Source organism: Streptomyces sp. NBC_00859, assembly GCF_045161865.1.
Lineage (GTDB): Bacteria > Actinomycetota > Actinomycetes > Streptomycetales > Streptomycetaceae > Streptomyces.
On sequence record NZ_CP108826.1, the window covers coordinates 5,603,757 to 5,625,530 of the forward strand.

Here is a 21,774-nt window from a genome sequence, read left to right on the forward strand (position 1 = left end):
CGATTAAACCTGGGGTGTACTTCTCAAAGGCTGGCACTGGGTGCCAGGCGTGAACCGTTCCTTCTGTGAAGCCGACATCGCCCTGTGTGGCTGAAACTGGACCCACGTCACTACGTACAGCTGTGAAGCCTTCAAGAGTTGAACTCATGGGTGGGTGGCCCCCGGTCTTCCGATCGCTTTCGATCTGCTGGCAGACGAGTGGTTACGGCCGTACGACGCACAGGTGGACGTACCCAGGGGCCTTCGATCTGGGTATGTTCCTCGCCGTCAGGGCAGCCAGTCCGCGAGGAGTCGAGTCCCGTGCCGGAATCGAAGAACGCAGAACCCCACGTAACTCAGGCGCAAGCGCCGCAGAAGTTCGTTTATGACTTCACAGAAGGCAACCGCAACCTCAAGGACCTGCTCGGTGGGAAGGGTGCCAACCTCGCCGAGATGACCAACCTCGGTCTTCCCGTCCCTCCGGGTTTCACCATTACGACCGAGGCGTGCAAGACCTACCTCGACAGCGGCGACGAGCCCGTGGAACTCCGCGACGAGGTGAGTGCACACCTCGCTGCCCTGGAGAAGACGATGGGCAAGGAGCTCGGCCAGGCCGGCAACCCGCTTCTCGTCTCGGTCCGTTCGGGTGCCAAGTTCTCCATGCCGGGCATGATGGACACCGTCCTGAACATCGGCCTCTCGGACAAGTCCGTGGTCGGCCTCACCAAGCAGTCCGGTGACGAGCGGTTCGCCTGGGACTCCTACCGCCGGCTCATCCAGATGTTCGGCAAGACCGTCCTCGACGTCGACGGCGACCTCTTCGAGGAGGCCCTGGAGGCCGCGAAGAAGGCCAAGAAGGTCAGCGTCGACACCGATCTGGAAGCGTCCGACCTGAAGAAGCTGGTCGGACGGTTCAAGAAGATCGTCAAGCAGGCCGCGGGCCGGGACTTCCCGCAGGACCCGCGCGAGCAGATGGACCTCGCCATAAGGGCCGTCTTCGAGTCGTGGAACACCGACCGCGCCAAGCTCTACCGGCGCCAGGAGCGCATTCCCGGTGACCTCGGTACCGCGGTCAACATCTGCTCGATGGTCTTCGGGAACCTGGGCCCCGACTCCGGTACGGGCGTCGCCTTCACCCGCGACCCCGCCAGCGGTCACCAGGGCGTCTACGGCGACTACTTGCAGAACGCGCAGGGCGAGGACGTCGTCGCGGGTATCCGCAACACCGTTGCCCTCGCCGATCTCGAAAAGATCGACAAGAAGTCGTACGACCAGCTCATGCAGATCATGGAGACCCTGGAGACCCACTACAAGGATCTCTGCGACATCGAATTCACCATCGAGCGCGGCCAGTTGTGGATGCTCCAGACCCGCGTCGGCAAGCGCACCGCCGGTGCCGCGTTCCGGATCGCCACCCAGCTCGTCGACCAGGGGCTGATCGACGAGGCCGAGGCGCTCCAGCGGGTGAACGGGGCGCAGCTCGCGCAGCTGATGTTCCCGCGCTTCGACGGCCAGGCCAAGGCGGACCTGCTCGGGCGCGGCATCGCCGCTTCGCCGGGCGCAGCCGTGGGCAAGGCGGTCTTCGACTCGTACACCGCGATCAAGTGGTCGCGTTCGGGCGAGAAGGTCATCCTGATCCGCCGCGAGACCAACCCGGACGACCTGGACGGCATGATCGCCGCCGAGGGCATCCTCACCTCACGCGGTGGCAAGACCTCGCACGCGGCCGTGGTCGCCCGGGGCATGGGCAAGACCTGTGTCTGCGGCGCCGAGGAGATCGAGGTCGACACCAAGCGCCGCCGGATGACCGCACCGAACGGGGTGGTCATCGAGGAGGGCGACGTCGTCTCGATCGACGGTTCGTCCGGCAAGGTGTACGCGGGCGAGGTGCCGGTCGTCCCGTCGCCGGTCGTCGAGTACTTCGAGGGCCGGATGCACGCGGGCGCCGACGACGCGGACGAACTGGTCGAGGCGGTCCACCGGATCATGGCGTACGCGGACCGGCGCCGCCGCCTGCGGGTGCGGGCCAACGCGGACAACGCCGAGGACGCCTTGCGCGCCCGGCGGTTCGGCGCCCAGGGCATCGGGCTCTGCCGTACCGAGCACATGTTCCTCGGCGAGCGCCGCGAGCTGGTCGAGCGGCTGATCCTGGCCGACACGGACGACGAGCGCGACAAGGCACTGGGAGCGCTGCTGCCGCTCCAGAAGAAGGACTTCATCGAGCTGTTCGAGGCGATGGACGGGCTTCCCGTCACGGTCCGTCTCCTCGACCCGCCGCTGCACGAGTTCCTTCCGGACATCACCGAGCTCTCGGTGCGCGTCGCTCTCGCCGAGTCCCGCAAGGACGCCAACGAGAACGATCTGCGTCTCCTCCAGGCCGTGCACAAGCTCCACGAGCAGAACCCGATGCTGGGCCTGCGCGGGGTGCGCCTCGGGCTGGTCATCCCCGGCCTGTTCGCCATGCAGGTCAAGGCCATCGCCGAGGCGGCGGCCGCCCGCAAGGCCGCCAAGGGCGACCCGCGTGCGGAGATCATGATCCCGCTGGTGGGCACCGTCCAGGAGCTGGAGATCGTCCGCGAGGAGGCGGACCGGGTCATCGCGGAGGTGGAGGCGGCCACCGGCACGGATCTGATACTGACCATCGGCACCATGATCGAACTGCCGCGCGCCGCCCTCACGGCGGGCCAGATCGCCGAGGCGGCGCAGTTCTTCTCCTTCGGCACCAACGACCTCACGCAGACGGTCTGGGGCTTCTCCCGCGACGACGTGGAGGCGTCGTTCTTCACCGCGTACCTGGAGAAGGGCATCTTCGGGGTCTCCCCGTTCGAGACGATCGACCGTGACGGGGTCGGCGCTCTGGTCCGCAGCGCCTGTGAGGCGGGCCGCGCGACGCGCCCCGACCTCAAGCTGGGCGTCTGCGGCGAACACGGCGGCGACCCGGAGTCGGTGCACTTCTTCCACCAGGTGGGCCTGGACTACGTCTCGTGCTCCCCGTTCCGCATCCCGGTGGCCAGGCTCGAAGCCGGCCGGGCGGCGGCCCAGTCGGACGGCAGCGACAGCCGCTGACAGACCCCCGGAGCCGCCGTCGGGTTCACCCCGACCCTCACCGACCCCGCCGGTGGCTCCGGTGCACCAGCCAGGAGGGGCGGCACCCGTGCGGGGATGCCGCCCCTCCTGCTGCGTGGGGCGTTGGGGCCCAGGGGGAGTCGGCCCCGGCGGCCGCTTCTCCGCAGGCGCGGAGCCCGCGGCCCCGGCTCTCGGCGGCCCGGAGCATGTCGCGGAGCGGTTCGGCCGGCCGGGCGGCCGGACAGCGGAACTCGACGGCGGGCACCCCCTGTTCGGCCGTCAAGACACGTGCCTGGCGCGGGAGTCGAGCGGCCGTGCGCAGCTGCATCGCCTCCGCACTGTCGGCCAAGGAGGCCATGGACCGGCCGCCGTCGGTCGACAGGCAGCACGGCCCTCCTTCCGGCCCTGTCCGCGGGAGCGATCGATGTCCGGGAACCCGGGAGGCGTTGAGAGAGGAATCCGGCACCGGATGGCTCTCCCGGTGCCTGGACGAAGGAGGCGGATTCCGCCCTGGATGATCGGTTCCAAGGGGTTCGGTGGTTGCGGGTGGTCAGGGCTCGCACGACCGGTTGGCCGGTGCGATCGCGCCTTATCCACCGCACCCGCGTCATCGCCCGATCGAGCCGTCGATCTGCTCGCGCAGGATGTCCGCGTGACCGGCGTGCCGGGCGGTCTCCTCGATCATGTGGACCAGTACCCAGCGCATCGACGGCGGCGGGGTCTCGCGCAGCGAACGGGCGCCGGGGCGGTCCAGTTCGGTGCAGGTGAGGACGGTCTCATTGGCCCGAGCAACCGCCTCGCGATAGGCGTCCGCCAAGTCCGATGCGGTGTCGTCGGCGGACACCGGACCCTCGTCGTCCCATTGCTCGTGGTCGGCGCCGGCGTAGGCCCAGATGAACCAGTTGAGCTCGACGGCCGTCAGGTGCTTGAGCAGTTGGAGCAGGCTGGTCCCGGAGGGGACGCCGGCCGTGCGGACCGCAGGCTCCGCGACGTCGGCCACCTTCGCGAGGACGGACTGGCGCAGGTAGTCCAGGAAGGTCAGCAGGGTGGTCTTCTCGTCCGCGTTCAGGCCGGGGGGCCGAAGATCGGGGCGGGGCTTCACGGTTGTCATGGCGGAACCGTAGATGATCGGTGGAAGCCGTCAGCGGTCGTATGCGGTCAGCGATCGTATGGCGGGGTGGCCGGTGTGCTGGTTGTGCCGCACGGCGGCGGTCGGCGCGAGGGGGCACCCAGGTCTGCCCACCCTGACTCCCGCCCCCGGTCGGCCGGAATGTCGTGGGAACTTCCCTTCGCCACGATCTGCTTCCGGTTGCCCCGGCCTTCGGCGGGTTCTGGTGAACGCGTTCAGTCTTCTCCGGCCCCGGTCGCCGGGCGATGGTGCTGCCGGGTGAGTACCGGTGTACCTGAGCTCCGGGTCGCTGGTGGAGCTGCCTCCACCTCACGGGGGTTTGAACCGCCCATCAGTCGTCGATCCCCGACCGCTCCACCCCCGCCACGATGTGCCGTTGCAGCAGCAGGAACACCACCAGCAGCGGCAGGATCGACACCGCCGCCGCGATGAACAGCTCGTGGATATTGACCACTTGACCCGTCGTGAAGGTCGAGAGCGCCACCTGGACCGTCCATGCGTTCCGGTCCTGGCCGATCACCAGGGGCCAGAGGAAGGCGTTCCACGCGCCGATGAAGACGATCGTGCCGACCGCCGCGAAGACCGGGCGGGAGTTGGGCACCACGATGCGCCAGTACGTGCGCCAGTAACCCAGGCCGTCGACCTTGGCCGCGTCCTCCAGCTCCTGCGGGAAGCCCAGGAAGTACTGCCGGAAGATGAAGCAGGCGAACGCCGAGAACAGCGTCGGGACGATCAGCCCGCGCAGCGTGGAGATCCAGCCGAGTGTGGACACCAGGACGAAGCTCGGTACGAAGGTCACCGCGGCCGGGACCATCAGGGTGCCGAGGATCGCGTAGAACACCTTGTTCGCGTGGCGGTACGGGATACGGGCCAGACCGTATCCGGCCAGCGAGGCGAGCAGGACCGTGCCGAGAGTCGTCGCCACCGCGATCAGGGCCGAGTTGAGCAGGGAGCGGGCCATCGGCACCGCCGGGTCGTCGAACAACTCGCGGATGTTCGACCACTGCAGGCTGGAGGGGAAGAACGTCCACTGCGGTGAGGTGATGTCCTGCTCGGTCGAGAGACCGTTCCGCAGGAGCAGATAGAAGGGGATCAGGAAGAGCGCCGCCAGTGCGATCAGCAGGACGGTCCGCAGAGCGCGCCCCGCCCGTACGATGCCGTCGTCACGGCGGACGGTGCCGGTGTTGCGACGCATGTCAGTCCTCCCTCCTGCCGAGCCCGAACCAGCGGGCCTGGACGATCGTCACCACCGCGATGATCAGGGCGAGGATGACCGCTCCCGCACTGCCGAGACCGAGATTCTGCCCCTGTCCGAGCGCCGTGTAGTAGAGGTACACGAGCGGTGGACGCGCGTAGGGCGGATAGCCGCGGGCGTCGCTCAGCAGGTTGTAGAACTCGTCGAACGCCTGGAACGCGTTGATCACCAGGAGCAGCACCACGGCGACCGAGGTCGCCCGCAACTGCGGGAACGTGATGTGCCGGAACACCTGCCAGCCGGGCCGCGCGCCGTCGACTGCGGCCGCCTCGTACAGCTGCGGCGGGATCCGCTGGAGCCCGGCGAGGAACAGCACCATGTAGAACCCCGCCTGGAGCCAGAGCCGCAGGGTCACGATCACCAGCCAGTACCAGGGCGGATGGGTCGTCGACAGCCACGCGGTCTGGTCCTCGCCGAACCAGCCGAGCACGGTGTTCGCCAGCCCGAACCGGACCCCGTTGAAGACCGAGAGCTTCCAGATCAGGGAGGCGACCACGTAGGAGCAGGCCGCGGGGAGGAAGAAGACCGACCGGAAGAAGGACTGCGCGAACCGCAGCCGGTTCACCATCAGCGCCAGGGCGAGCGAGAGCGCGTACGTCGCCGGGACGATGAACAGCGAGAAGACCGCGAAGGTCCACAGACTGGAGGTGAACGCGCCGTCGCTCAGCATCGATGTGTAGTTGTCGAGCCCGACGAACTTCGTCGGCGAGACCGTGTTGTGGGCGTCGAAGAAACTCAGGTACAGACTCCACAGCAGCGGTACGTACGTGAAGAGCGCGAGGCCGGCGGCGAAGGGGCCGACGAAGACCCAGAACCAGAGCGTGCGGTGTCTCACTGGTCCCTCACGACTTCTTCTGTACCCGCTGGAGCTCACTGTTGGTCTTGCGGACGACCGCCTTCAGCTCGGTCTCCGGGTTGGCGCCGTCCTTGATGATCCGGTTGAGGGCGTCCTGGTACGCCGTCTGGCAGGCGGTTGTCCACAGCAGTGGCTGGGCCCAGCCGCTCTCGGTCGCGTACCGGACCGCGTCCGCCGCCGCGCCGTCGCGCAGCTTCGCCGCCTTCTTCGCGAGGGAGATCCGCGCCGGGATGTGGAACCCGTAGGCGAGTGCGAAGTCCTCCTGGTACGCGGTCCGGTCGATCCACAGCCACTTGGCGAACGCCTTGGCCTCCGCGCGGTGCTTGCTGCGCGCGCTGACCGCCGAGCTGTACGCGCCGACCGGAACCGATGGCTTTCCGGCGGCGCCGTCCGCGGGGAAGGGCAGCACCCCGAAGTCGTCCCCCAGGGCCTTCTTGACCGCAGGCAGCGCCCACAGCCCCGACCACTGCATGGCGGTGAGGCCCTGGATGAACGCCGAGGGGTCGGACCAGTCGGCCGGGGCACCGAGCAGCAGTGACTTGTCGGCGTACAGCCGGTGGAACTTGCCGAGGGTGCGGGCCGCCGCGGGATCGTCGAAGCCGGTCCTCCCCTCGTCGGTGACAAGGCTCAGCCCGGCCGAGTAGAGCGGGGTGCCGCCGAGGACTCCGGCGCCGCCGTCATTGCCGAGGAACAGCCCCTTGACCTTCTTGTCGGTCAACTCCTTGGCAGCGTCCACGAGTTCGTCGAGCGTGCGCGGCGGCCGCACATTCGCGTCCTTGAGCAGGCTCTTGCGGTAGTAGAGCAACTGCGTGTCGATGGTCTGCGGGATGCCCCAGATCTTCCCGTCGTGGGTCTTCGGCGCGAGTACGGCCGGATTGAAGTCGTCCTTGACCCCGTCGAAGAGGGCGGTCAGATCGATGACCTGGCCGCCCTGGATCTGGTCGAGGGTGGGGCCGTTCACCTCGAAGACGTCGGGGCCCGACGAGGTCAGCAGCGCGGCCGCGGTCTGCTGGTCGTAGTTGCCGGGCCGCCACTGGATCTTGACGTCCGCCCGGTGGTAGGCGGCGGCGTACCGGCGCACGGCCTGCTCGGTGCCCGCTTCGCCGTACTGGTGGTACCACTGCTGGAGCGTGGGCCCGCCACTCCCGCCGGACGAAGAGTCTTTGTCCCGGCCTGTGTTGGACCCGCACGCGGCGGCGAGTGCCCCGGTCAGTGCGAGGCTGCCACTGGTGGCGAGCAGTCGCCTGCGGCTGATGGTCATGGTGCGTCCCCCTGGATCCGTCGGCGTCAGTCGTCGTCGCACGCCCCAACGATCAACCATGGTGCGGAATTACGACAGGGGTGTTGCACGCGTATGTCGGCCCCGGCGGACTGTCTTCCGTGGGACCGATGAGTTTCGGGGCGCCCTGCCGTCTACCTTCTCGAACGGCGCGCCGCGGGGCGGGCCGCGGCAGCCTTTACACGGAAGAAGGACTCGCAATGCCCCAGATGATCTTCGTCAATCTGCCGGTCAAGGACCTGGATGTCTCCAAGGCCTTCTTCACCGCACTCGGATACACGATCAATCCGCAGTTCACGGATGAGAACGCGGCGTGCGTCGTCATCAGTGACTCGATCTTCACGATGCTGATCACGGAACCGTTCTTCAAGCAGTTCACCAAGAAGGAGATCGCCGACGCGACCAGGACCACCGAGGTGCTGGTCTGTCTCAGCGAGGAGAGCAGAGAGGCGGTCGACCGGCTGGTCGAAACCGCCCTGGCCTCCGGCGGCTCGCCCGCGAACGACACGCAGGATCACGGGCCGATGTACGGGCGTTCCTTCCAGGACCCGGACGGTCACATCTGGGAGGTCATGTGGATGGACCCCGCCGCAGTTCAGGGCTGACCGGTCCAGGGCCCGGCCGGTCCGGGGCTGACCGGTCCGGGGCGGGGAGCGGGAGCGGGCCGAGCCGACGTGGGGCGGGCGGCGGCGCCCCCGCCCGCCCCCTCGCGGGCCGCCGCGCTCCCCGTCGTACCTCATCGGGCCCGATCAGGCCCCGCGCGGCCCCTGCCCGCCGGGGGTGTCGAGTCCCTCGTACGTCACCCCCGTGAGCTGCTCGGACGCCGTCCAGAGCAGCTCGCCCGCCAGATCGTTCGTCGTCCACTTCGTCCGCCCGGACGGGCCGGGCTCCCCGCGCCAGCCCAGGAACCTGGGGCCGGTGAAGGAGTCGGGACGTACGTCCGGCGCGGTGGCCGCGTACAGCGAGGGCAGCGCACCGGCCTCGGCGGGCTGGGCGAACACGCGGTTGCCCAGCTCCACCAGCCGCTCGGCGCCCTTGCGGCCCTCCATCCTCACTCCGGCCGTCTGGAGGTTCGTGGACGCGTAGCCGGGGTGCGAGGCTGCCGCGACGAGCCCGGACCCGGCGGCGGCGATACGCCGCGCCAGCTCGTGCACGAAGAGCAGATTCGCCGTCTTGGAACGGCCGTAGGCGATCCAGCGGCGGTAGTTCCGCTCACTGTTGAGATCGTTGATGTCGATGTTGGCGATCGCGTGGAGGCCACTGGAGACACTCACCACCCGGGCGCCCGGAGTGTCCAGCAGCTTCGGGAGCAGCAGCCCGGTGAGTGCGAAGTGCCCGAGATGGTTCACACCGAACTGCGTCTCGAAACCGTCGGCAGTCGTGCCTTGCGGCAGGGCCATCACGCCGGCGTTGTTGATGAGCAGATCGAGCCGCTCGGCCCGGAACGCGGACGCGAACGCTCTGACGGACGACAGGTCCGCGAGATCCAGAGGTACGAACTCGGTGTCCGCGTCCGGCACGTCGCGCCGGATCACGGCCTCCGCCTCCTTGCCGCGTGTCTCACTGCGACAGGCGAGCACGACCCGTGCGCCGCGCCGGGCCAGCTCTCGTGCGGTGACGAGACCGATCCCGCTGTTGGCCCCGGTGACGACCGCGGTGCGCCCGCTCTGGTCGGGGATGTCGTTCGCGTTCCAGCCCTTGGTCATGGCTCCAGCGTACGGCCGGGGCCGCCGCCGGGGGGCCGCGCCACGGTCTCCCGCCGGCTCGGTCCCCGCCGTGCCGCCTTCGCAGCCGTGTCCTGTTCCGCGGTCCGGACGGTGAAAGCCGGTACGGAGACCGTCGCGTCGTCGAGGCAGACCCCCGTCTCCAGGTCGAAGCGCTGCTTGAGCAGCGGCGACGCGACGAATGTCCGGCCGCCGTGGGTGCCGATGAGCCCGCGCGAGAGCACCTGCGCCCCGCTGAAGGGGTCGCGGTTGCCGATGGCGTACGGCCGGGCGGCGCGGTCCAGGAACAGTGCCGCCTGGCGGCCGTCGGGGAGCAGCGCGGCCACCCCGCGCCCCGGTGTCAGATCGGCGCGGTCGCAGAGCGTCAGCCAGTCGTCGTGCCAGAGCAGCTGGAGCGTCATCGTGTCGTCGTCCCTTCCAGGGTGAGGAGTGCCAGGTCCGGTTTGATCTGGTCGCGCTCCGGTACGAAGGCGATGGTCGGGTCCGGGGCGCCGGGGGCGTTGACGAAGGAGACGAAGCGCCGCAGCCGCTCGGGATCGCCGAGGGTCTCGGCCCACTCGTCGCGGTAGCCGGACACGTGCGCGGCCATCAGCGCCTCCAGCTCGTCGCACAGGCCCAGCGAATCGCGGACGACCACGTCACGCAGGTGCTCCAGGCCGCCGTCCAGCCGTTCCAGCCAGGCCGCCGTGCGTTCGAGCCGGTCGGCGGTTCGGATGTAGAACATCAGGAACCGGTCGGTCAGGCGCACCAGTTCGGCGTCCGAGAGGTCCTGGGCCAGCAGGTCCGCGTGGCGTGGCGAGGCTCCGCCGTTGCCGCCGACGTACAGGTTCCAGCCACTGGCCGTCGCGATCACCCCGAAGTCCTTGGACTGTGCCTCGGCGCACTCCCGCGCGCACCCCGAGACCGCCGACTTGAGCTTGTGCGGGGCTCGCAGGCCCCGGTAGCGCAGCTCGAGGCCGATGGCCATCCGTACCGAGTCCTGCACGCCGTAACGGCACCAGGTCTGCCCCACGCAGGACTTCACCGTGCGCAGCGCCTTGCCGTAGGCGTGGCCCGACTCGAAGCCCGCGTCGACCAGCCGTGTCCAGATCAGCGGCAGCTGCTCGACCCGCGCGCCGAAGAGGTCGATGCGCTGACCGCCGGTGATCTTGGTGTAGAGGTTGAAGTCGCGGGCCACCTCGCCGATCACGATCAGTTTCTCCGGGGTGACCTCACCGCCGGGGATGCGTGGCACGACCGAGTAGGAACCGTTCCGCTGCAGGTTCGCCAGGAAGTGGTCGTTCGTGTCCTGGAGGGCGGCCTGCTCGCCGTCCAGGACGTAACCGCTCGCTCCGGTGACCGGGGCCAGGCTCGCCAGGACCGAGCCGACCGCCGGTTTGCAGATCTCGCAGCCGTCACCCCCGCGTGCCTGCTCGCGGCCGTGGCTGTCGAGGAGCGCGCCGAACGAGGTGGTCCCCAGGGTGCGGGCGATCTCGTACAGCTCGCTGCGGCTGTGCGGGAAGCAGCCGCACAGCCCGCCGTCCCCGGTCTCCGGCAGCAGCTGCCCGATCAGCTTGACGCAACTGCCGCAGCCCGTACCGGCCTTGGTGCACCGTTTGACCTCGGGCAGTGTGGCGCAGGCGGTGACGGCCGCCTTGGTGACGTTGTGACAGTTGCAGACCACCGCGTCGTCCGGCAGGGCGGACGGGCCGAGCACCACCGCGGCCCCGGCCGGCGCGATCAGCTGCTCGGGGGCGACGGGCGGTACGGTCCCGGTCAGCGGGCGCAGCATCGCATAGGCGTCCGCGTCGCCCACCAGGATGCCGCCGAGCAGTTCTCCGCCGGAGGAGACCACCAGCTTCTTGTAGACGCCCGAGCGGGAGTCGGAGTAGACGACGTCCAGCGCACCGTCGGTGTGGCCGTGCGCGTCGCCGAACGACGCCACATCCACCCCGAGCAGCTTCAGCTTGGTGGAGAGATCAGCGCCGGAGAACGACATGGGCTCCGCTCCGGCTGCCGCACCGGGCCTCGTCGCGTGAGCTGTCGCGACGGCTGCCGCCGCAGTCTCGGCCATCTCGTATCCCGGCGCCACCAGGCCGTACACCCGGCCGTCCGATGCCTGCGCGCATTCACCGATCGCGAACACGGCCGGGTCGGACGTGCGGCACTGCCCGTCGACCGTGACGCCGCCGCGCTCGCCCACCGCCAGACCGCACTCTCGGGCCAGCTGGTCGCGGGGCCGCACCCCGGCGGAGAAGACCACCAGGTCGGTGCCGAGCGTGGAGCCGTCCGACAGCACCGCGCCGTCCACCGCGCCGTCCGCACGCGTCGTCACCTGTTGCGTTCCGACACCGGTGTGGACGGTGAGCCCCATGGAGCTGATGGTGCGCAGCAGCGCCGCCCCACCGCCCTCGTCGATCTGCACGGGCATGAGTCGTGGTGCGAACTCCACGATGTGGGTGTCCAGTCCGATCCCGCTCAGCGCTCCCGCGGCCTCGAGGCCGAGCAGACCGCCGCCGACCACCACCCCGGTCCGCGCGCCCCTCGCGTACTCCTCGATGGCCAGCAGGTCGTCGATGGTGCGGTAGACGAAGCAGCCGGGCGCGTCCCGGCCGGGGACGGGAGGCACGAAGGGGTACGAGCCGGTCGCGAGGACGAGAGTGTCGTACGGGAGGACCCCGCCGGAGCGGGACGTCACCGTACGGGCGGCGCGGTCGATGCCCGTGGCCGGGTCGCCCAGCCGCAGCTCGATGCCGTTGCGCTCCATGAAACCGTCCTCGACCAGCGAGAGTTTGTCGGGCGTCCGGCCGGAGAAGTACGAGGTGAGCCCGACCCGGTCGTAGGCGGGGCGGGACTCCTCGCAGAACACCACCACCCGGGCGCGGCCGGTGACGCCGTGATCGGCGAGTGCTTCGAGGAATCGCTGGCCGACCATCCCGTGGCCGACGACCACGATCGTGGGTGTGGACATCTCAGTAGCCTCCAAGGAGATGGAACAGCGGTGTGGAGGGGAGCGGTTCGTCGCCCTCCCAGGTACGGGCGAGCTCACCGACAGCGCTGAGGTCACCGAGCAGCACACCCCCGACGAGCCGGTCACCGCGGACGACGGCCGTGCGGTACGCGCCACGCGTGGCGTCCGCGAGGCGCACCACGTCGTCACCGGGAAGCGGGGTCGGCTCACCGAAGGCGGCCAGGTCGAGAGGGGCCGCGCCGGGGAGCGTCAGCCGGGTCAGGGCCCGGGTCCCGGTGTACGCGGCCGGGGACCCGGTCAACTGGGCCGCCAGTACGTCGGCCTGCTCGACGGCCGGGCCCGCGAGGCCGTACACCTGGCCGCGGTGCTCAGCGCAGTCGCCGATGGCGCGGATGGCCGGGTCCGACGTGCGGAGGCCGTCGTCGACGACGATGCCGTGCCGTACGGCGAGTCCGGCCGCCCGCGCCAGTCCGGTCCTCGGGCGCACCCCGCAGGCCAGCACCGTGAGGTCGGACTCCAGTACGTATCCGTCGGCCAGTTCTACATCCCGTCCGCGCAGACCACGCATCCGGCAGCCGGTGTGCACCTCGACACCGAGCGCCTCCAGATGGCCGCACAGCAATTCGCCTGCGCGAGCGTCGAGATGGCGGGCCATCAAGTATTCGCCCTGCTGGACGAGGACGACCCGGGCGCCGCGTCCGGCCAGCGCGCGCGCCGCCGACACGCCGAGCAGTCCGCCGCCGACGACGACCGCGCGGGTGGAGCCGCACACCGCGGAGCCGAGCGCCAGCGCGTCATCCAGCGTGCGGAACGGGTGCACCCCGTCGGGCAGTTCCCCGTCGAACCCGCGCAGTGGCGGCATTACCGGATTCGACCCGGTGGCGAGCACCAGCGTCCCGTACGGGACCGCCCCGCCGTCGTCGCAGCGCACCACCCGTTCGGCCCGGTCGATCCGGACGGCGCGCACCCCGCGCCGCTCCCCGGCCGAGGGGAGCGCGATGTCCCCGGGGTCGCAGCGCCCGGCGAGCACGTCGGTCAGAAGGACCCGGTTGTACGGGGCGTGAACTTCCTCCCCGAGCACGGTGACCCGGGCACCGGCGCCCAGTTGCCGGGCCAGCCGGGAGCCGGCCGTGCCGCAGCCGATCACCACGATGTCCTCGTCCTTGTGCATGGCTCCAGGCTGCGGGGCCGCTGTTACCCGGCCGGATCCCGGCTGTTTCCCCGGTGGCACTTCGGGCTCAGCACGGGCGCGCCCCCGCTGTGAGGGGCCGAGGCAGGCCCTCCTGAATCTCCTCCGCCGGTGCCGACGCGTAGACCTCCGACACCCTCCGCGTCAGCTCTTCGTCGACCGTGAACTCCGTGGTGTCGATCCGGCAGACCGGTGCAATGCCGCGTGCGTTGGTCACGAAGGCCGACCTGTACGCCCCCAGACCGTCCAGGGTCACCCGGCGGCGGACCGATGGCAGGCCCGGTTCGAGCAGCGCCATGGTGGTCCCGGCCAGTGCGGGCGAGTCCGGCCAGACGAGCGAAGTTCCGTCCCAGAAGCCGATGTTGCTGCTCGCTCCTTCCGTGACCACGCCGCCGGGACCGGTCAGCAGCGCATCGTCGAAGCCCGCCCGCACGGCGGCCCTGCTGTAGTGGATCTGCGCGAAACTGCCCAGATGCTTGATGTGGGGGACCGGCCGTTGGTACGGGACGGACATCAGGCTCCGTGGTTCCCCCGACGGCTCGGCGGGCGGCCCCACCGTGACCGTTACGGTGGGGGCCTCGTTCCCGTCGGGCCAGTGCACGTACACCCGCGTCGAGGCGTCCCGTACCCCTGCCCCGTCCAGTGCGTGCAGGATCAGACGGCGTACGTGCCCCGCGTCGAGCCCCGTGCCGAACAGCTCGCGGGTCGCCGAGTCCAGCCTGGCGAGGTGCAGTACGAGACCGCGCACCCGGCGGTCGTCGACCTGCATGGCGGTGTAGTGACCGTAGTTGAGGAAGGCTGGTGCGCTGAGGGAGTCGTCGCTGACGGCCCGGCCGTCGATTTCCATGTGCATGAGATCACGGTAGGAGGCTGTGCCGGTGTGTCTCTTGCGCATCTCCTTTCTCGATGGCGCTTGACCTCAACCGTGCTTGATATATGACGCTCCCGTCATGGACCTCATCACGCGCCCCTTGAATCTGACCGTCGTCGTCGCCAGCAACCGCGCCGGCCGCTTCGGACCCACCGTCGCCGACTGGTTCCTCTCCCACGTCCGGCCCCGTGCCGACCTCACCCTCGATGTCGTCGACCTCGCCGAGGTCGATTTGCCCACCGCGCTCTCCCGCAACCCCCCGCCCGAGGTGCGCGACGTGCTCGCCCGGGTCGGTCCGCAGCTGGACTCCGCCGACGCCTTCGTCGTCCTGACCCCCGAGTACAACCACTCATTCCCCGCCTCCCTCAAGAACCTCATCGACTGGCACTTCGGCCAGTGGCAGGCCAAGCCGGTCGGGTTCGTCTCGTACGGCGGCGTATCCGGCGGTCTGCGCGCGGTCGAGCAGCTGCGGCAGGTCTTCGCCGAGCTGCACGCGGTCACCGTCCGCGACACGGTGAGCTTCCACCACGCGCACGGCCACTTCGACGAGGACGGCACGCACAAGGACCCCCAGGCCGCTGAGGCCGCAGCCAAGGTCATGCTCGACCAGCTCGTCTGGTGGGGGCTGGCGCTGCGGGACGCGAAGGAGGCGCGGCCGTACGGAGGCTGACGGCCGGACCGGGCGACCGGCTCAGATGTCCGGCGCCGCTTCCACCCGTACCGCGCACACCTTGAACTCAGGCATGCGGGACGCCGGGTCCAGTGCGGGGTTGGTGACCGTGTTGGCGCGGCCGGCGCCCGGCCAGTGGAAGGGCATGAAGACGGTGTCCGGCCGGATCGCACGGGTGATCCGGGCCGGAGCCACCGCCCGTCCGCGCCGCGAGACCACGGCCAGCCGCTGCCCCTCCACCACCCCGATCCGGTCGGCGAGCCTCGGGTGCAGCTCCACGAAGGGACCGGGCGCCGCCGCGTTCAGCTCGTCCACCCGCCGGGTCTGCGCGCCCGACTGGTACTGGGACACGACGCGGCCCGTCGTGAGGAACACCGGGTATTGGGCGTCCGGTTCCTCGGCTGACGGGCGGTGCGAGACGGGTACGAAGCGCGCCCGCCCGTCGTCGGTGGCGAACCGGTCGAGGAAGAGCCGTGGAGTGCCGGGGTGCGCCGGGTCCGGGCACGGCCAGAAGACACCGTCCGCCTCGGCGATACGGCGGTAGCTGATCCCCGCGTAGTCGGCGGGGCCCCCGGCCGACGCCCTGCGCAGCTCGTCGAAGACCTCCTCCGGCTCGGTGGGGAAACCCTTCTCGTGCCCGAGGAGACCGGCGAGGCCGTGGAGCACATCGAGGTCGCTGCGGACACCGGCCGGAGCCCGCACCGCCGCACGCCGCAGGAGAACCCGTCCCTCCAGGCTGGTCGTCGTCCCTGTCTCCTCGGCCCACTGCGTCACAGGCAGGACCACATCGGCGAGTGCCGCCGTCTCGGACAGCACCACATCGGCCACGGCCAGGAAGTCCAGCGAGCGGATCCTGCCCTCGACATGAGCTGCCCGCGGCGCCGAGACGACCGGATTGGACCCCATCAGCAGCAGAGACCTGACCTCCCCTCCCAGCGCGTCGAGCAGCTCGTAGGCGCTGCGCCCGGGACCCGGCAGCGTATCGGGGCCGACGCCCCACACTCCGGCCACATGCCGGCGGGCGGCAGGGTCCGTGATCTTCCGGTAGCCGGGCAACTGGTCCGCCTTCTGGCCGTGTTCGCGCCCGCCCTGACCGTTTCCCTGTCCGGTGAGACAGCCGTAACCGGAGAACGGGCGCCCGGCCCTCCCGGCCGCCAGACAGAGGTTGATCCACGCGCCGACCGTGTCGGTCCCCTTGGAGTGCTGCTCCGGGCCGCGCGCCGTGAGCACCATCGCCGACTCAGCGTCGCCGAACATGGAGACCGCCGAGCGCAGTTGGGGGAGCGGTACCCCGGTGATCCGCTCCACCAGTTCGGGCCAGTGCGCCATCGCGGCCGCCCGCGCCTCCTCCCAGCCCGACGTCCTGGCCGCGATGAAGGCGTCGTCGGTCCGGCCCTCCGCGACCAGTATCTGCAGCATCCCGAGCGCGAGGGCCAGATCCGTCCCCGGCCGGGGCGCCAGATGCAGGTCCGCCTGCTCGGCGGTCCTGGTGCGGCGCGGGTCGACGACGATGAGCCTGCCGCCGTTCTCCCGCAGCGCGGTGAGGTGGCGGAGCGCGGGAGGCATGGTCTCCGCGATGTTGGAGCCGACGAGGATCAGGCACCCCGTACGCCCGACGTCCTCCAGCGGGAACGGGAGCCCCCGGTCGAGGCCGAACGCCCGCTGATGCGCGGTGGCCGCGGAGGACATGCAGAACCGGCCGTTGTAGTCGATCTGCGAGGTCCCGAGCACGACCCGGGCGAACTTCCCCAGGGCGTAGGCCTTCTCATTGGTGAGCCCACCGCCCCCGAAGACCCCGACAGCGTCCGCGCCGTGAGCGGTACGGGTGCGCCGCAGTCCGTCGGCGACGAGCCCCAGCGCCTCGTCCCAGCCGGCCGGTTCGAGCCGTCCGGTGGCGCGGCGCCGTACGAGGGGCTCGGTCAGCCGCACCCGTGACGAGAGCACCGCGGGCGCCGAACGCCCCTTCCCGCACAGGGCGCCGCGGTTGACCGGGAAGTCCGCGCGTTCGACGACCTCCACCACGGCCGGGCCGCCGGGCGTGGGCCGGAGCCCCATCCCGCACTGGAGAGCGCAGTAGGGGCAGTGGGTCGGGACGGCCGCGGGGCCGCGCGGGGTTCCGGCGGCCGGCTCGTCGGGGCGGGCAGTCGCTGAAGGCATGGGCCCAGCGTGGTCCGGCCGTGTTACGGCGCCGGCCGCGGCGCATTACGCACCGGGTACGCCCGCCTCCGCCCGCCCCGGCCCGCGGTGTGAGCGGGGGCGGGCCGGGGCACGGCGCCGCGGCCGGGCGCGCCGGCGGCAGTCGGCGGGCCGGTCCGGCGGTCAGCCGTCCAGAGCCCGTGCGACACCCTTCTCGCGGTGGCCGAGGAAGTGCGGGTCCGGTTTGAAAACCGCGTCCAGGGCGGCTTTCCCCGCTGCCAGGACCTCACGGGCGCCGCCGTAGTACCAGGTCACGTCGTGGGCGTCGGCCACCGCGACCCCGTACGACTCGATACCGGCCGACTGGCAGAGCGCGATGGCTCTGCGGATGTGGAAGCCCTGGCTGACCAGGACGGCCCGGTGGACCCCGAATATCCTCCTGGCCCGCGCACAGGAGTCCCAGGTGTCGAACCCGGCGAAGTCCCTGACCACCTTGCGGCCCGGCACCCCGTGCCGTACGAGATAGGTGCGCATAGCGTCCGGTTCGTCGTACGCGGTCCGGCTGTTGTCACCGGTGACCAGCACCACCTTCACGGTTCCCGCCCGGTACAGGCCGGCGGCGGCGTCGAGCCGGTGGGCGAGGTACGGCGAAGGACTGCCCTGCCGCAGGCCCGCGCCGAATACCACGGCGACATCGGCGGCCGGGACGTCGGCCGCTGTCCGCACCCGGCCGTCCGCGGCGGCGAACATCCAGGTGGCGGGCGTGAGCGCCAGCACACAGCCGAGCACCACGGCCTGCACGGCCCGGCGCCGGCCGCGCCTGCTCCTCGGTAGCCGCAGCCGCAGCCGCAGCAGTCGTAGCCCGCCCGGCCGCGGGCGCGGGCGTCGTACGCGGGGCAGCGCGGGTCTGTGCATGGGTGGCCTTCCGACGCCGGACGTGTCGGACGGACGGACGCGCGGGAGGGGGCGTTCGGTTCGCCCCGGCCCGGCCGGGGCGCCGGAGCCCGGCCGTTCGGCGTCACCGCAGGGTGTACGTCAGATGAGTCACGCCCGTCCCCTCGATCACCGTGGGGCCCTGCAACGCACGGGGCGAGTCCCGCAGGTTGTCGAGGAAACGCACGCCCGAACCGAGCAGCAGCGGCACCAGATCGATGACCAGTTCGTCCAGCAGCCCGCCGTTGATGCACTGCTGGGTGACATCGGCGCTGCCGACAGAGACGGTCTTCTCTCCCGCCGTCGCCCTGGCCTGGGCGATCGCACTCTCGACGCCGTCGGTGACGAAGGTCAGCGGAGTGTCCGCCCGCGGCCAGCCGTCCGGGATGCTGTGGCTGACGACGATGACGGGCTTGCCCAGGGGGTGCCCGCCGATCCACCCGCCCGCGTCGTCGAACGTACGCCTCCCGTAGACCATCGCACCGATCTCCGCCAGCCCGTGCTCCAGCCGCCGGGCGCTGGCCTCGGACACCTGGAAGGTCATGCCGGGGTCCGCCGTCCTGACGGTGACGTCCCCGTTGCCGTACCACCGGAACAGCTGGTCGATACCGTCGGTGGGGTGGGAGACGAACCCGTCCAGCGACATGGACATGTTGGCGCTCACCTTGGCCATCGGCTCTCTCCGCTCTGTTCGGCCGTCCCTCCGTCCACGTTCCTCCGGTGCGGGCGGTCCGGCGACCCGGAGACACACCCCGGCCTCCAGGTCGGCCCCTGAACCGCCGCCCTGGCGGGCCAGGCCGCGTCCACGGCGCGGAACTCAGTACTGTCGGAGCATGGAAGGCACCGCGTACACCCCGACCGACCTCGAACGCTGGGACACCGAACCGGACAAGAGGCCGGGCCGTACCGCCTTCCAGCGCGACCGCGCACGTGTGCTGCACTCCGGTGCGCTGCGCAGGCTCGCGGGAAAGACCCAGGTGGTCACGCCGGGCTCGCTCCCGCAGGCGCGCGGTGCCGTCAGGGCGGGGGAGACCCCGTTCCAGATCTGGGACTCCAGCCCGCGTACCCGCCTCACGCACTCCCTGGAGTGCGCCCAGGTCGGACGGGAACTCGGCGCCGCGCTCGGCTGCGACCCCGACCTTGTCGAGACCGCCTGCCTCGCCCACGACCTGGGCCATCCGCCGTTCGGCCACAACGGCGAACTGGCACTCAACGACTTCGCCGGGGACTGCGGCGGTTTCGAGGGCAATGCCCAGTCGCTGCGCCTGCTGACCCGCATCGAACCCAAGCGGTTCGTCACGTTGCGGGCCACCGGCGAGCCGGTCAGCGTCGGTCTCAACCTCACCCGGGCCGCCCTCGACGCGGCCACCAAGTACCCCTGGCCGCGTGGCGCCCACCCCACCGAACCCGGCTCGGTGAAGTTCGGGGTGTACGAGGACGACCTGCCCGTCTTCGCCTGGGCCAGGCTCGGCGCCCCGGCCGACCGCAAGTGCTTCGAGGCCCAGGTGATGGACTGGTCCGACGACGTCGCCTACTCGGTGCACGACGTCGAGGACGGTCTGCACGCCGGGCACATCGACCCCGCCGTTCTGACCTCCGGGCCCGAGCGGGACGCCATCATGGCGGTGGCCGTCGGCCGTTACGTACCCGGTGACACCGATCCCGCTGAACTCACCGACGCACTCGACGGGCTCCTCGCCCAGGAGTGGTGGCCGCACGGCTACGACGGGACCGCCGTCGCGCAGGCCCGGCTGAAGGACGCCACCAGCCAGCTCATCGGCCGGTTCTGTCTGGCGGCCGAGAGCGCGACCCGCGCGTCGTACGGCGCGGGCCCGCTCACCAGATACGCGGCGGAACTGGTCGTTCCACACCGGGCGCGCCTGGAGTGTGCCGTCCTCAAGGCCGTCGCCGACCGCTATGTGATGCAGCGGGAGGAGCAGGAACGGCTCCGCATCGACCAGCGCATCGTCCTCGCCGAGCTGGCCGGCGCACTCACGGCCCGCGCGCCCGAAGGCCTCGACCCGCAGTTCCGGGCGCTCTTCGACGCGGCGGCCTCGGATCGTGACCGCAAACGTGTGATCGTCGACCAGATCGCCTCGCTCACGGACACCTCGGCGCGCTCGCTGCACGCGCGGCTGACCCTCCGTCACTGAAGGTGACCACTCGCCCGGCATCCCGTACAACTGTCCGGCCGGACGGGCGCCCGTCCGGCCGGACATGCCATCATGACCGGCCATTCCTGACCGTGAGTGAGCCTCAACACCTCACACCTCTTCCCCCATCACACTCCGTGCGGGACGCTCGCTAGTGGCGCCAGCACTACAAGGAGGCATCAAGTGGTCGACGCACATCTGACGTTCGTCATCATCGGCGGAGGGCTCGCGGGGGCGAAGGCCGCCGAAACGCTCCGCACCGAAGGGTTCGCGGGCCGCGTGATCCTCATCGGGGACGAACGCGACCACCCCTATGAACGCCCGCCGCTGTCCAAGGGGTATCTGTCGGGCAAGGACGAGCGCGACACCGTCTACGTCCATGAGACGGCGTGGTACGCACAGGCCGACATCGAGCTCCACCTGGGCCAGACCGTCGTCTCCATCGACCGGGACGTCAAGGTCGTACGCCTCGGTGACGACACCGCCATCCACTACGACAAGCTGCTGCTGGCCACCGGCGCCGAGCCGCGCCGCCTGGACGTCCCCGGCACCGGGCTCGCGGGCGTGCACCACCTGCGTCGCCTCGCCCACGCCGACCGGTTGCGGAACGTGCTGGCCGCACTCGGCCGGGACAACGGTCACCTGGTGATCGCGGGAGCCGGCTGGATCGGCCTGGAGGTGGCCGCCGCCGCACGCGGCTACGGCGCCGAGGTCACCGTCGTCGAAGCACACCGGACCCCGCTGCACTCCGTCATCGGGCCGGAGCTCGGCCAGATCTTCACCGATCTGCACGCCGAGCACGGTGTCCGCTTCCACTTCGGCGCGCGCCTCACCGAGATCACCGGCCAGGACGGCATGGTCCTCGCCGTCCAGACCGACGACGGCGAGGAGCACCCGGCCCACGACGTCCTCGCCGCGATCGGCGCGGCCCCCCGCGTCTCGCTCGCCGAGGCGGCGGGGCTGGAGCTCGTCGACCGGGCGGACGGCGGCGGCATCGCCGTCGACTCCTCGCTGCGGACCTCCGACCCGGACATCTACGCGGCGGGCGACGTCGCGGCGGCCCGGCACCCGCTGCTCGGCACCCGGCTGCGCGTCGAGCACTGGGCGAACGCGCTCAACGGCGGCCCGGCGGCAGCCCGCGCGATGCTCGGCCAGGGCGTGGCGTACGACCGGATCCCGTACTTCTTCTCCGACCAGTACGACCTGGGCCTGGAGTATTCGGGATGGGCGCCGCCCGGCTCCTACGACCAGGTGCTGATCCGGGGAGACGCGGGGAAGCGGCAGTTCATCGCCTTCTGGATGAAGGACGGCCGGATGCTGGCCGGGATGAACGTCAATGTGTGGGACGTCACCGAACAGATCCAGCGGCTGATCCGCTCCGGGGCGGTCCTGGACCCCGAGGCGCTGTCGGACCCGTCGGTCGACCTGGCGACGCTGGGGACCTGAGGCGGCTGGGGCGGCTCCGGCCGGACGGGGGCGGGCCCGCCGACGGGCCGGGGCCCGGCTCCGGTGCCCGGCCGGCAGGCCGCCGCCCGCACAGCGGCCCGGACAGGCCGTACGGAGTGTCCGAGCCGGACCGTAGAC

General features: G+C 70.8%; 16 protein-coding genes and 1 pseudogene. 5 read left to right on the forward strand and 12 right to left on the reverse strand.

All coding sequences use genetic code 11. The features are described 5' to 3' along the window. Positions 1 to 300 precede the first annotated feature (300 nt). Positions 301 to 3,045: a pyruvate, phosphate dikinase gene (gene ppdK, locus OG584_RS24545; RefSeq protein ID WP_405780959.1), complete on the forward strand. Its 2,745-nt coding sequence runs from the start codon at positions 301 to 303 to the stop codon at positions 3,043 to 3,045. Between the two features lie 607 nt (positions 3,046 to 3,652). Here the strand turns inward: ppdK and OG584_RS24550 are convergent. From OG584_RS24550 to OG584_RS24565, 4 genes are all read right to left on the reverse strand, one after another. Further along, complete coding sequence (locus tag OG584_RS24550; protein ID WP_405780960.1) at positions 3,653 to 4,156, reverse strand: DinB family protein; 504 nt, start codon at positions 4,154 to 4,156, stop codon at positions 3,653 to 3,655. A gap of 349 nt (positions 4,157 to 4,505) precedes the next feature. Continuing rightward, positions 4,506 to 5,369, reverse strand: a complete 864-nt coding sequence (locus OG584_RS24555; RefSeq protein WP_405780962.1) for a carbohydrate ABC transporter permease — start codon at positions 5,367 to 5,369, stop codon at positions 4,506 to 4,508. Between the two features lies 1 nt (position 5,370). Further along, entirely contained in the window at positions 5,371 to 6,303 is a 933-nt protein-coding gene (locus OG584_RS24560) for a carbohydrate ABC transporter permease (protein WP_405780964.1), read from the reverse strand. Beyond that, entirely contained in the window at positions 6,272 to 7,546 is a 1,275-nt protein-coding gene (locus tag OG584_RS24565; RefSeq protein WP_405780966.1) for an ABC transporter substrate-binding protein, read from the reverse strand. The genes OG584_RS24560 and OG584_RS24565 overlap by 32 nt, the downstream gene beginning before the upstream one ends. 218 nt (positions 7,547 to 7,764) lie before the next feature. Between OG584_RS24565 and OG584_RS24570 the strand changes: the two genes are divergently transcribed. Beyond that, positions 7,765 to 8,169 carry a VOC family protein gene (locus OG584_RS24570; protein WP_405780968.1) on the forward strand — a complete coding sequence of 135 codons (405 nt, stop codon included), beginning with the start codon at positions 7,765 to 7,767 and terminating at the stop codon, positions 8,167 to 8,169. Between the two features lie 144 nt (positions 8,170 to 8,313). On the opposite strand, the gene OG584_RS24575 is transcribed toward OG584_RS24570, so the two are convergent. The 5 genes and pseudogenes from OG584_RS24575 to OG584_RS24595 all read right to left on the reverse strand — a co-directional run bounded on the left by OG584_RS24575 (position 8,314) and on the right by OG584_RS24595 (position 14,280). Continuing rightward, on the reverse strand, positions 8,314 to 9,270 hold the full coding sequence (locus OG584_RS24575) for an oxidoreductase (RefSeq protein ID WP_405780969.1): 957 nt from the start codon (positions 9,268 to 9,270) through the stop codon (positions 8,314 to 8,316). 104 nt (positions 9,271 to 9,374) lie between these two features. Then, positions 9,375 to 9,689 (reverse strand): annotated as a pseudogene (gene nirD / locus OG584_RS24580) (nitrite reductase small subunit NirD); the annotation flags it as partial. Then, entirely contained in the window at positions 9,686 to 12,238 is a 2,553-nt protein-coding gene (gene nirB, locus OG584_RS24585; protein ID WP_405780971.1) for a nitrite reductase large subunit NirB, read from the reverse strand. The gene nirB and the pseudogene nirD, both read right to left, overlap by 4 nt. A gap of 1 nt (position 12,239) precedes the next feature. Continuing rightward, positions 12,240 to 13,409, reverse strand: a complete 1,170-nt coding sequence (locus tag OG584_RS24590; RefSeq protein WP_405780973.1) for an NAD(P)/FAD-dependent oxidoreductase — start codon at positions 13,407 to 13,409, stop codon at positions 12,240 to 12,242. A 67-nt stretch (positions 13,410 to 13,476) separates the two neighbouring features. Then, positions 13,477 to 14,280, reverse strand: a complete 804-nt coding sequence (locus OG584_RS24595; protein ID WP_405780975.1) for an aminotransferase class IV — start codon at positions 14,278 to 14,280, stop codon at positions 13,477 to 13,479. A 97-nt stretch (positions 14,281 to 14,377) separates the two neighbouring features. Between OG584_RS24595 and OG584_RS24600 the strand changes: the two genes are divergently transcribed. Continuing rightward, entirely contained in the window at positions 14,378 to 14,968 is a 591-nt protein-coding gene (locus OG584_RS24600) for an NADPH-dependent FMN reductase (RefSeq protein ID WP_405780976.1), read from the forward strand. A gap of 21 nt (positions 14,969 to 14,989) precedes the next feature. On the opposite strand, the gene OG584_RS24605 is transcribed toward OG584_RS24600, so the two are convergent. The 3 genes from OG584_RS24605 to OG584_RS24615 all read right to left on the reverse strand — a co-directional run bounded on the left by OG584_RS24605 (position 14,990) and on the right by OG584_RS24615 (position 18,710). After that, positions 14,990 to 17,125, reverse strand: coding sequence for a molybdopterin oxidoreductase family protein (locus OG584_RS24605; RefSeq protein ID WP_405780978.1), 2,136 nt, complete (start codon positions 17,123 to 17,125; stop codon positions 14,990 to 14,992). 162 nt (positions 17,126 to 17,287) lie between these two features. Further along, entirely contained in the window at positions 17,288 to 18,019 is a 732-nt protein-coding gene (locus OG584_RS24610; RefSeq protein ID WP_405780980.1) for a vancomycin high temperature exclusion protein, read from the reverse strand. Between the two features lie 103 nt (positions 18,020 to 18,122). Then, positions 18,123 to 18,710, reverse strand: a complete 588-nt coding sequence (locus OG584_RS24615; protein WP_405780982.1) for a dihydrofolate reductase family protein — start codon at positions 18,708 to 18,710, stop codon at positions 18,123 to 18,125. 160 nt (positions 18,711 to 18,870) lie between these two features. Here OG584_RS24615 and OG584_RS24620 point away from each other — a divergent pair, with 160 nt between their 5' ends. Both OG584_RS24620 and OG584_RS24625 read left to right on the forward strand, forming a co-directional pair. Then, a complete protein-coding gene (locus OG584_RS24620) occupies positions 18,871 to 20,190 on the forward strand; it encodes a deoxyguanosinetriphosphate triphosphohydrolase (RefSeq protein ID WP_405780983.1) in 1,320 nt (439 codons plus the stop codon). A gap of 183 nt (positions 20,191 to 20,373) precedes the next feature. After that, positions 20,374 to 21,636, forward strand: a complete 1,263-nt coding sequence (locus tag OG584_RS24625; protein WP_405780984.1) for an NAD(P)/FAD-dependent oxidoreductase — start codon at positions 20,374 to 20,376, stop codon at positions 21,634 to 21,636. The last annotated feature ends 138 nt before the right edge of the window (positions 21,637 to 21,774 follow it).